The 11,440-nt window shown below is 75.0% G+C and carries 8 protein-coding genes; 3 read left to right on the top strand and 5 right to left on the bottom strand.

Annotated features, from left to right (window positions below; genetic code table 11):
* Nucleotides 1–328 (bottom strand): hypothetical protein (locus tag ABZ881_RS03815; RefSeq protein ID WP_358481564.1); only part of this gene is annotated, 328 nt, incomplete at its 3' end.
* A 132-nt stretch (nt 329–460) separates the two neighbouring features.
* Between ABZ881_RS03815 and ABZ881_RS03810 the strand changes: the two genes are divergently transcribed.
* The 3 genes from ABZ881_RS03810 (at nt 461) to ABZ881_RS03800 (ending at nt 6,400) form a co-directional block, all read left to right on the top strand.
* A complete protein-coding gene (locus ABZ881_RS03810) occupies nt 461–3,031 on the top strand; it encodes a carboxylate--amine ligase/circularly permuted type 2 ATP-grasp protein (RefSeq protein WP_358481562.1) in 2,571 nt (856 codons plus the stop codon).
* A gap of 43 nt (nt 3,032–3,074) precedes the next feature.
* Nucleotides 3,075–4,196, top strand: a complete 1,122-nt coding sequence (locus ABZ881_RS03805; protein WP_358481560.1) for a fibronectin type III-like domain-contianing protein — start codon at nt 3,075–3,077, stop codon at nt 4,194–4,196.
* Nucleotides 4,197–4,522: 326 nt separating this feature from the next.
* Complete coding sequence (locus ABZ881_RS03800; RefSeq protein WP_358481559.1) at nt 4,523–6,400, top strand: prolyl oligopeptidase family serine peptidase; 1,878 nt, start codon at nt 4,523–4,525, stop codon at nt 6,398–6,400.
* Here ABZ881_RS03800 and ABZ881_RS03795 read toward each other — a convergent pair.
* The 4 genes from ABZ881_RS03795 to ABZ881_RS03780 form a co-directional block, all read right to left on the bottom strand.
* Nucleotides 6,387–7,904 carry a serine/threonine-protein kinase gene (locus ABZ881_RS03795; RefSeq protein WP_358481557.1) on the bottom strand — a complete coding sequence of 506 codons (1,518 nt, stop codon included), beginning with the start codon at nt 7,902–7,904 and terminating at the stop codon, nt 6,387–6,389. The two genes, ABZ881_RS03800 and ABZ881_RS03795, sit on opposite strands and share 14 nt — an antisense overlap.
* A gap of 138 nt (nt 7,905–8,042) precedes the next feature.
* Nucleotides 8,043–9,224 carry a transglycosylase family protein gene (locus tag ABZ881_RS03790; protein ID WP_358481556.1) on the bottom strand — a complete coding sequence of 394 codons (1,182 nt, stop codon included), beginning with the start codon at nt 9,222–9,224 and terminating at the stop codon, nt 8,043–8,045.
* Nucleotides 9,225–9,371: 147 nt separating this feature from the next.
* Entirely contained in the window at nt 9,372–10,778 is a 1,407-nt protein-coding gene (locus ABZ881_RS03785) for an aldehyde dehydrogenase family protein (RefSeq protein ID WP_358481555.1), read from the bottom strand.
* 21 nt (nt 10,779–10,799) lie between these two features.
* On the bottom strand, nt 10,800–11,426 hold the full coding sequence (locus ABZ881_RS03780; protein WP_358481553.1) for a DsbA family protein: 627 nt from the start codon (nt 11,424–11,426) through the stop codon (nt 10,800–10,802).
* Between the last annotated feature and the right edge of the window lie 14 nt (nt 11,427–11,440).

Below are 11,440 nucleotides of genomic sequence, written 5' to 3'. Positions count from 1 at the left end.
CGATCTCGGCGCCGATGCTGCGCTCGAGCCGCTCCGGGTCGACCTCGGCGGCACTGTCCGCGGCGCGGCGACGGGCGAACGCCAGCTCGGTCGCCACCAGCGCCGCCTCCACACTGTTGCGCACGGCGACCAGCGCGATCATCCGATCCACCAGCACCGGCGACGGCGACACCTCGTCGACCACCGCCGCCAGCTGCTCGAACCGAGCCCGCACGGCATCCAGATCCGGGACCGCAGGCAGACCAGAGGCAGCAGGCGGATCGGATGCGGCGGGAGCGTCGATGACCGTGGTCACGCGTCCACCATAGACGAACACATGTTCGAACACCAGGGGATCATGGCAGGTCCGGACATCGCACCCCGGCGCAGGCACCGCCCCCGCGGCCGCCCGCGAGCGACGCCACGGCCCGGAGGTCGCGGGGACACATTGTCGTAACACGGGCGCCCTAGCGTCACGCCGATGGGGGACGTGCCGCTGGTAGGTGTCGAGGAGGAGTTCCACGTCGTCGGTCTGGCCGACCGGCGGGCGGCTCCCGAGGTGGACCGGCTGCTGGAGCACCTGGACGGGAAGGAGTTCTTCCCCGAGCTGCAGCGCTCGCTGGTCGAGACGAACTCGCCGGCGACGCCGTCGCTGGACGAGCTGCGCGCGCACGTGCGGCGGCTGCGCGGCCGGCTGCGGGAGGCCGCCGAGCCGCTCGGGCTGGGCGTCGTCGCCGCCGGGACGGTGCCGCTGGTCGATCTGTCCGGCGACGACATCTCGGCGGGCGCCCGCTACGAGCGGATGCAGCACGAGTACCAGATGCTGGTGCGCGAGCAGCACATCTGCGGGGTCCAGGTGCACGTCGACGTCCCCGACCGGGACACCGCCGTGCAGGTGTCCCGCCGGGTCGCCCCGGCACTGCCGACGCTGCTCGCCATCACCGCCAGCTCGCCGTACTGGCGCGGGCACGACACCGGCTACGCCAGCTACCGCAGCATGATCTGGCAGCGCTGGCCCACCGCCGGCCCGCCCGGCAACGTCACGACCGCCGCCGAGTACGACGCCATGATCGCCGAGCTGATCGCGTCCGGGACGATCAGCGACGCCGGGATGCTGTACTTCGACGTCCGGCCCAGCGCGCACCTGCCGACCGTCGAGCTGCGGCTCTGCGACGCCTGCCCCGAGGTCGACGACGTCGTGCTGGTCGCCGGGCTCTTCCGGGCGCTGGTCGGGCGGGCCCGGGCGGACACCGAGGCGGGCAGGCCGCTGCCCCCGGTCCGGCACGAGCTGCTGCGCGCCGCGGCCTGGCGGGCCGCCCGCTCCGGGCTGGAGGGCGACCTGGTCGACGTCTCCGGGCCGGCGCTCGCCTCCCCCGCGGTGCAGCTGCGCGCACTGGTCGCCGACCTGGAGCCGTGGCTGGCCGAGACCGGTGACACCGAGCAGGTCACCGAGCTCGCCGAGGCCGTGCTGGCCCGCGGCTCCGGGGCCGCGATCCAGCGGCGCGCGTTCGGGCGGCGCGGCTCGCTGGTCGACGTCGTCGACGACCTGGTGGCCCGCACCCAGGGCGAGGAGCCGCGGACCACGCCGCCGCTGACCGTGCCGGTCGCGCCCGAGCTGCTGGAGGGCTACCGGCCGCCGCGCTACGACGAGGCGGTCGACGACGAGGGCAAGCTCCGGCCCGCCTACGGCTGGCTGTTCCGGGCGCTGGAACGGCTCGGCCCGCGCGGGCTGACCGCCGCCGAGTCGGCGCTGCGCACCGAGCAGCGGGCCCGCGGCGTCACCTTCCCGGTGCCGGGCGTCGATCCCGGGGAGGACGGCGAGCGGCTGTTCCCGCTCGACCTGGTGCCGCGGATCATCGGCCCGGACTCCTGGGAGCACCTCTCCACCGGGCTGGCCCAGCGGGTCCGGGCCCTCGAACTGTTCCTGCGCGACGTCTACGGCCGCCGCGAGATCGTCCGCGACCGGATCGTCCCGGCCGCCGTCGTCGACAACGCGCCGGGCCGCACCCGCTCGGGGACCCTCGTCACGCCGGACGCGGTCCGGATCGCGGTCGCCGGGATCGACCTGGTCCGCGACGCCGACGACGGCTGGGTGGTGCTGGAGGACAACCTGCGGGTGCCGTCCGGGATCGGGTTCTCGCTGATGGGCCGCCGGCTGATCCGCAGCGTGCTGCCCGATCTGGAGTCGCCGTCGGAGGTGCTGGGCCTCGACGACGTCCCGGCCCGGCTGCGCGCCGTGCTGGCCGACGGCGATCCCACCGGCCCGGACGGCGAGGCCGCCCTGCTCACCGCGGGCGAGAGCGACTCGGCCTTCTTCGAGCACCGGCTGCTGGCCGAGGCGATGGAGATCCCGCTGGTCACCCCGGGCCGGCTGCAGATCACCGACGGCGCGGTGTTCATGGTCGGCGGCGGGCGCCGGCGGCGTCTCACCACGCTCTACCGTCGGATCGACGAGAAGGACCTGGCGCTGGCCAGGGGCGCCGACCACCGCCCGATCGGGCGGGCCCTGCTGGCCGCGATGGCCCGCGGCCGGGTCGCGCTGCGCAACGCGCCGGGCAACGGCGTCGCCGACGACAAGCTCGTCTACGCCTACGTCCCCGAGATGATCCGCTACTACCTGGGCGAGGAGCCGGTGCTGGCCTCGGTGCCGACCTGGGCCTGCGTCGATCCGGCCGCCCGCGAGCAGGTGCTGGACCGGCTCGGCGAGCTCGTCCTCAAGCCTGTCGACGGCTACGGCGGGGCCGGCATCGTGATCGGCCCGAACGCCGACGCCGGCGAGCTGGAGCGGGCCGCCGCCGCGATCCGGGAGCGGCCGGCCGGCTGGGTCGCGCAGGAGATGGTGCGGATCTCCACGCACCCGACCTTCACCGACGGGACGCTCCAGCCGCAGGCCGTCGACCTGCGGGTGTTCGCGGTCCAGTCGGCCGGGCACGGCCCGCAGCCCGAGGTCGACGTGCTGCCCGCGGCGCTGTCCCGGGTCGCACCGCCCGGCGGGATGATCGTCAACTCGTCCCGCGGGGGCGGCGCGAAGGACACCTGGATCATGGCCTGAGCAGCAGGTCCGGGTCGTCGAGCACGCGATCGGTGACGGCCCGGTGGTGGCCGAGAGCGGGTACCTGGAGCCGCTCGCCGAGCGCGTCCGGTCCGGCGAGGTGCCGGAGGAGGTCGTGGACCGCGCGGTGCGCCGGGTGCTGGAGCAGAAGCAGCGGCTCGGCCTGCTCGAGCCCGGGTTCGCCGACACCCTGCCCACCGGCGAGGTCGATCTCGACCCGCCCGCGCACCGGGCGCTGGCCCGGCTCGCCGAGGAGTCGGTGATCCTGCTCGGCAACGACGGGGTGCTCCCGCTCGCCCCGGACGCCGCCCGGATCGCGGTGCTCGGCCCGAACGCCGACGACCCGGCCGCGCTGATGGGCTGCTACAGCTTCGCCAACCACGTGCTGCCGCACCATCCGGGCGTCGAGCTGGGCATCGAGGTGCCGACCGTGCTGGACGCGCTGCGCGCCGAGCTGCCGGGGGCGCGGATCACCCACACCCGCGGCTGCGACATCGACACCGATGACGTCTCCGGGTTCGCCGGCGCGGTGGCGGCGGCGCGGGACGCCGACGTCGCCGTCGTCGTGGTCGGCGACCGGGCCGGACTGTTCGGCCGCGGCACCTCCGGCCGGCTGCCGGTGAGCCTGCCCCGCTCGGCCGGCGCCCAGCCCTACAGCTACCTGCATCCGCGGCTCGGCGCGGCCAGCTCGGTGACCGCGGTGGACACCGCCCCGGTCCGGCCGTTCGGCTTCGGCCTCAGCTACACCACGTTCACCCACTCCGACCTGCGGGTCCCCGACGACGGCGTGCCCACCGGCGGCGCCTTCACCGTCAGCTGCCGGGTCCGCAACGACGGGGACCGGGCCGGCGCCGACGTCGTGCAGCTCTACGGCACCGACGTGATCGCCTCGGTCACCCGTCCGGTCGTCGTGCTGCTCGGCTACGCCCGGGTCGAGCAGGCGCCCGGCGCGAGCGCCGAGGTGCGCTTCGACGTCCCCACACACCGGATCGGGCTGTACGACCGAGACCTGCGGCACGTCGTCGAACCGGGCACCGTCGAGCTGTTCGTCGGCACCTCCTGCGCCGATCCGGTGCTGCGGTCCGCGGTGGAGCTCACCGGGCCGGTGCACGAGATCGGGCCTGCCGATCGGCGACTCGTCGAGGTCGAGGTGCACCCCCGGTAGCCCGGCGACGTTCACACCCCGGAAACGTCCGGGGTCTTGCGGCCGTCGCAGGACGGACGTGAGGTTGACCGATGTACCCCCTCCGACACCGACACCGACGCCGCCGGCGCAGCTGCTCCGGTGGCGTCCGTGCTGTGCGTCCCGGCGTCCGTGCCGGGAACGGCCGGGAGGTACTTTCCGTTGCCGGCCGTCCGGGCCCGGTGGCTTCCCGGACCGGACCCGGAGCGCGATGATCTCTGCGTGATCTCCCGCGGCGGCCCGGTCGCGCCCGGCGGGCCGCCGCGGGAAGGACGTACCGGATCAGGGGCAGAACGGAGGTCGGATCGGTGGAGGTCGCACGGACGGCACCCGCGGTGCCTGCCACCCCGGCTGTGCCCACCGCCTCCGCGGCGGTCGGCCACCACTCGCCGGTCGTCTCCCCGGACGGCACCCGGCTGGCCTGGCTCTCCGACCGGACCGGGCGGCCGCGGCTGCACGTCGCGGCGATGCCGGCGCACGGCCCGATCGACCCGGACGCCGCGACCGTGCTCGACGCCACCGGCATCGGCGGCCCGCATCCGGACGTCACCTCGTTCACCTGGTCGCCGGACGGCGGCCGGATCGCCGTCCAGATCGCACCGGCCGGTGGTGACCGCACCCGGGTCGCGCTGCTCGACCCGGACGGCGGCCCGCCGACCGAGATCGCCCCGGCCGCGACCGCCGTCGTGCTCGGCGCCTGGGAGCCGACCGGCCGGCGGCTCGGCGTCACCGTGCTGACCGACGCGGGCGATCCGGACTCCGACCGCTACGGCGACGGCACCGCCTGCCTGGTCGACGTGCGCGACGGCTCGTCGGTGGTGCTCGGGACCGGGCAGGCGGCCGTCGTGCAGGCCGTCTCCGCCGACGGCAGGCGAGTGGTGCTGCGCACCGGACGGCGCGGCGAGCGCGGCCTGGAGCTGGTGGACCTGCGCACCGGCTGCCGGACCCAGATCGTCGGCGGCCCCGGCGGGGCGCTGAACGCGACCGCCCGGTTCGGTGCCGCGCCCGGCACGCTGTGGGTGCACACCGACGCCGACCGGGAGCACTCGGCGCTGCTCGCCGTCGCACTCGGCCACGCGGGCGACGAGCTGATCGCCCCGGCCCGGCCGGTCGCCGTCCGACCCGGCGCCGATCTGGACGTGGTCGCACTCGACCCGGGCGGCGCGCGGGCGGCGCTGGTGTGGAACACCGGCGGCCGCAGCGAGATCGAGATCGCCGACCTGCGCGGCGGTCGGCCGCAGCGGGTGCTGGTGCCCTGCGACGTCGTGACGAACGTGAGCTTCGCCCGCGACGACACCTCGCTGCTCGTCGCCGGGCACGCGCCGGGGGTCCCGCCGCACGTCGTCCGGGTCCCGGTCCGGGGCGGTGCGGCCACTCCGCTGCTCGGCGGCACGCCGGTCGCGCCGGTCACGCCGCAGCCCGAGCGCGTCGTGTTCCCCGCCGAGGACGGGTTGCGGCTCGGCGGCTGGCTGCACCGGCCATCGTCGCCGAACGGGGCGGGCCTGCTGTGGCTGCACGGCGGCCCGGAGTCCGAGGAACGGCCCGGCTGGGCGCCGCTGCTGCACGAGCTGGTCGCCGCCGGGGTCACCGTGCTGACCCCGAACGTGCGCGGCTCGTCCGGGCGGGGCCGGACGTTCGCCCGGCTCGACGACGGCGCGCTGCGGCCGTCGTCGATCACCGACGTGCGGGCGGCGACCCGGCTGCTCGCCGGGATACCGGACGTCGACCCGGCCCGCATCGTCGTCGCCGGGCGGTCCTACGGTGGGTTCCTGACGCTCGCCGCGCTGGTCCGCTTCCCCGAGCTGTACGCGGGCGGGGTCGACGTCTGCGGGATCGCCGACCTGGCCGAGTTCTACGCCCGCACCGAGCCGTGGATCGCCGGGCCGGCCCGCACCGAGTACGGCGACCCGCGCACCGACGGCGCGCTGCTCGACGAGCTGTCCCCGCTGTACCGGGCGGACCGGATCCGCGCGCCGCTGCTCGTGGTGCACGGCGACAACGACACGAACGTGCCGGTCGGGCAGGCGCTCGCGATCCACGCCGCGCTCTCCGCCCGCGGCGCGCCGGTGGAGCTGCTGCGGATGGCCGACGAGGGGCACGACGTGTTCGACCGGGACACCCGGGCCGCGGCGAACGGCCGGATCGTCCGGTGGGTGGCCCAGGTGACCGGGGTCAGGCCTGGCTGAACGACTGCAGGACCTGGTTGCCCTGCTCATCGGTGCCCACCACGAAGCGGTAGTTCTCCCGGGACTCGGTGCCGTTGGTGCGCAGGAACACCACGGTCGCGGTGACCGTGTTCGGCCCGGCGTTGCGCAGGTTCTCCGCGTAGACGGTGCGCATGCCGCTGTAGAACTCCCGGTAGCTCTCGATCCCCTGCGACTGGGACTGCGCCTCCGGGCTGAGCCGGGCGAACGCGCCGTCGATGTCGTCGGGCAGCATCCGGTAGTACTCCTGCACGAACGTCACCGGATCGGTCGCCTGGCCGGGGGTCGCCGTCGGCGAGGCGCTGGTGGTGGGCGGCGGCGACGAGGTCGGCGGTGCGCTGGTCGGCGGCGGCGCCTGCGACGTCGGCGCGGCGGCCGGCGGCGGCTGCTCCTGCTGCTGGGTGCTGAGCACCCCGAACGCCACCCCGCCGCCGACGACCAGCAGCGCCGCCACCACGCCGAGGACGATCGGCAGCCGCTTGCGCCGGGCGCCTCCCGCGGCGGCACCGCGGCGGGCGCCGCTGCCGGGGATCACCTGCGGTGCCGGGACGGCGGGGGCGTCGACCACGGTGCCGCCGGCCTGCTCGGCCGCGACGTCGTCGCCGGAGTCCATCATCGCGGCCGCGCTCGCGGGCGTGGCCAGCCCGGCGATCGACTGCCCGGCCGCGATCCGGGCCAGCGCGTCCCGGGCCTGCGGTGCGCTGGGCCGCTCCGCCGGGTCGTTGGACAGCAGCCGCATCAGCAGCGCGGTCAGCGGCCCGGCCTGGGTGGGCGGCGAGATCGCGCCGGTCGCGACCTTGTGCAGCAGCGCGTAGGCGTTGTCGTCCAGCCCGAACGGCGGCTCCCCCTCGACCGAGGCGTAGAGCGTGGCGCCGAGCGCGAACACGTCCGACGCGGCGGTCGGCTCCTGGCCGCGGGCGACCTCCGGCGCGAGGAACGCCGGGGTGCCGGCGATCACCCCGGTGCGGGTCAGCTGCACGTCGTCGACGGCCCGGGAGACGCCGAAGTCGGTGATCTTGGCCCGGCCGTCCTCGGCGATAAGGACGTTGCCCGGCTTGATGTCGCGGTGCACGACGCCCGCGGTGTGCGCGGCGGCCAGCCCGTCGGCGACCTGGCGGCCGATCGCGGCGGCCTCGCGCGGGCTCATCGGGCCCTTCTCGGCGAGCACCGCGGCCAGCGAGCGGGACGGCAGGTACTCCATGACCAGCCACGGCCGGTCGTCGTGCACCACGACGTCGAACATGCTGATCACGTGCGCGTGCTGCAGCCGGGCACCGATCCGGCCCTCGCGCAGGATCCGCTGGCGGGACTCCTCGAGCTGGTCGGCCGAGGGCAGCGCGGCGGCGAGGAGCTCCTTGACCGCCACCGTCCGATTCAGGAGCTCGTCGGTCCCACGCCACACGGCACCCATCGCACCGGCACCGATCCGCTCGTCGAGCCGGTAGCGGTTCCCGATCCGGTGGGCCTCGGGGGTGGGCGAGCTCATGGGATCCAAGGGTAGGGAATCGGACCGGGACGGCGACCACCAGGGCACCCGCCCCGGGCATCCGGTCGGAGGTCCCTCGACCCTACGCGTTGACCGGTCGCGGTTCCATGGATCGAGGGCGACACCACCGTGCCCCGCTCAGCGTGGAAGTCCGAGCTTCCGGGCGCAGGCCGGCCACGATCCGTAACCGCCGCGGGCGTCCCGGACCTTCGTCGCGATCTCGATCTGCTGCTCCCGGGTGGCGCCGTCGGCGGTCGGGGCGTGGGCGGTGCCGCCGAACTCGGTCCAGGTCGGCCGGTCGAACTGGAGGCCGCCGTAGTAGCCGTTGCCGGTCGAGATCGACCAGTCGCCGGAGGACTCGCACTGGGCGAGCCGGTCCCAGGTGAGGTCGGGCGCTTCCTGCTGCTGCGGTTCCTTCGGCCCCTGTGACTGCTGTGTTTCCTGCGGTTCCTGTGGCTCCACGCTGTCGGGGCGCTCCTGGTCGGCGCTGCCACTCCCCGCGGCCGGCCGGTCCGGCTGCTCGTCGCGCTGTTCCCCGGGCGCGGGTCCGCCGGTGCGGAACTCCCGGGCGTCCGGGTCGCTGCCGGAGGCGGGGGCGTCCCCGGCGCGTGGCGCGTGTCCCTCGGCGTTCCGGCCCTGCGCAGACCCGGGGCCTGCGCTCCCGTCCGCCCGGCCGTCCCCGGTGCTCCGGTCCGCCTCGCCTTCTCCGGCCTCCGCGTCGCGGTGGGTACCGTCGTGTTCGGACCGGCTCCCCGGCGGCGCATCCTCCGCCGCTGCTCCGTCGCCGCCCCCGTCGGACCCCGGACCGGCCCCCCGCGCCGTCCCGGCGCGGACGACCTGCCCGACGAACTCGGCGATCGCGTCCACGTCGGGCATCGGGTAGCCCGCGGCGGCGTCGTCGACGACCAGCACCCAGGCCACACCGCCGCCCTCGGGAACCGGGAACCGGGCCACCCCCGCGCTCTCCAGGGTCTCGAGCTCCATCGTCCGGCCGGTGTCCGGCTCGACCCACCAGGGCCGGGCGGCGTCACCCTCGAGCAGGTCCAGGTCGAGCACGACGTCGCTCCCCGCCGGGGTGTGCCCGAGCACGTAGGAGCCGTCCTCCGCGGTCGCGATGTCGACGCGGTGATCGACCGACGCCGCCCGGACGGTGAACGCCCCGTCCCGGTACGGACTCAGCGCCGCCCGGATCCGCTCGTCCGCCTGGACGGGATCGAACACCGCCCCCACCGCGACCTGCGCGCCGGCCAGCGCGCCCACCACCAGCAACACGGTCCCGAGCACCGACGCCGGCCGGTGCTGCTCCCACCAGGTGTCCACGGCCGGGCACCCTGCCGATCCGCGCCCCCGGCCACGGCCGATCCGGGCATACGGTTCGCGATCGCACCCGCATGATCGCCGTCGTGGTGCGGGGGACCGCGCGATCCGCGGCCCGGCGCACCACGACGGTGATCACGTCCGCGGACGTCAGCGCTGGATGGACTTCGTCTCCAGGAACTCCTCCAGCCCGAAGCGTCCCAGCTCGCGCCCGTTGCCGGACTGCTTGTACCCACCGAACGGCGCCAGGATGTTGAACGCCCCGCCGTTCACGTCGACCTGCCCGGTCCGCAGCCGCCGGGCGACCGCGAGCGCGTGCTCCTGCTCTCCGAACACCGCGCCGGCCAGGCCGTAGACGGTGCTGTTCGCGATCTGCACGGCCTGCTCCTCGTCGGCGTAGGGGATCACCGAGAGCACCGGGCCGAAGATCTCCTCCTGGGCGATGACGGCGTCCGGCCCGACGTCGGCGAAGATCGTCGGCCGGACGTAGGCGCCGTCCAGCCCGTCGACCGGCTCCGGCCCGCCGAACACCAGCCGGGCGCCGTCGGCGACGCCGCGCTCGACGTAGGAGCGCACCCGCTCCTGCTGTGCCACCGACGACATCGGCCCGATCCGGGTGGACGGGTCGGTCGGGTCGCCGACGGTGTAGCGCTGCGCGGCGTCGACGAGCTGGGACACGATCTCGTCCTGGCGGGCGGCCGGGACCAGCATCCGGGTCCACGCGGTGCAGGTCTGGCCGCCGTTGATCCAGGCGTTCCCCAGGCCGACCTTGACCGCCTTCCCCAGGTCGGCGTCGTCGAGGATCACGTTCGCGGACTTGCCTCCGAGCTCCAGCGAGACCCGCTTCACGGTGTCCGACGCGACCACCGACACCCGCTTCCCGGCCCGGGTCGAGCCGGTGAAGGAGACCATGTCGACGTCCGGATGGGCGGCGATCGCCTCGCCGACGACCGGGCCGGTGCCGTGCACGACGTTGAACGCGCCGGCCGGGAGCCCGGCGGCCACGGTGATCCGGGCCAGGATCTGCGCGGTCAGCGGCGCGACCTCGGTCGGCTTGAGCACGACCGTGTTGCCGGCGAGCAGCGCCGGGGCGACCTTGGCAACGATCTGGTGCAGCGGGTAGTTCCACGGCGTGATCGCGCCGACCACCCCGACCGGCTCGCGGACGACCAGCGAGTTCCCGATCTCCTCGGTCCAGGCGAAGTCCGCGGCCAGCGCCGCGAACGCCGCGGACGAGCCGATCGGCATCGCGACCTGGACCTTCTGCGAGAAGGTGATCGGCGAACCCATCTCGGCGGTGATGGTGGCGGCGATCTCGCCGGCCCGTTCCTTGATGCCGTCGGAGATGCGCTGCACGACGGCGGCGCGCTCGGCCACCGGCGTGGCCGACCAGCCGGGGAACGCGGCGCGGGCGGCGGCGACGGCGCTGTCGACGTCCTGGGCGGTGCCGGCCGGGACGGATCCGACGACCGCACCGGTCGCCGGGTCCGTCACCTCGATCCGCTCGGCGCCCCCGGTCACGTCGGCGCCGTCGATGAAGTGCTGGAGGGTGCTCATCCCCCGATAGTCACACGCGGGTCAGTAGTCGAACGACGGGTCCTCGGTCCGGGTCCGCTTCAGCTCGAAGAAGTGCGGGTTCTCCGCCATCAGCCGGGCGCCGTCGAACAGCCGTCCCGCCTCCTCGCCCTTGGGCACCCGGGAGATCACCGGACCGAAGAACGCGACGCCGTCGACGTGGATGGTGGGGGTGCCGACGTCCAGCCCGACCGGGTCCATGCCCTCGTGGTGGCTGATCTTGAGCTTGTCGTCCCACTCGGTGGTGTGCGCGGCCTCGGCCAGCGACGCGGGCAGGTTCAGCTCCTTGAGCGCCCCGGCGATCACGTCGTCGAAGTCCTTGTTCTGCTGGTTGTGGATCCGCTCGCCGAGCGCGGTGTAGAGCGGGGCCAGCACCTGCTCGCCGTGCTGCTCGGCGGCGGCGATGCAGACCCGCACCGGGCCCCACGCCCTGCGCATCATCTCGACGTACTGTTCGGGCAGGTCGCGCCCCTCGTTCAGCACCGCGAGGCTCATCACGTGCCAGGTCACGTCGACATCGCGGACCTTCTCGACCTCCAGCACCCAGCGGGAGGTCAGCCAGGCCCACGGACAGAGCGGATCGAACCAGACGTCGACCCGGGCACGTCCGTCGGCAGCAGCAGTCGTCATGTCCGGCCCAACGT

The sequence above is a fragment of the Pseudonocardia sp. NPDC046786 genome, assembly GCF_040645415.1.
Taxonomy (GTDB): Bacteria; Actinomycetota; Actinomycetes; order Mycobacteriales; family Pseudonocardiaceae; genus Pseudonocardia; species Pseudonocardia kongjuensis.
This window is presented reverse-complemented; position numbering and strand designations above follow the sequence as displayed.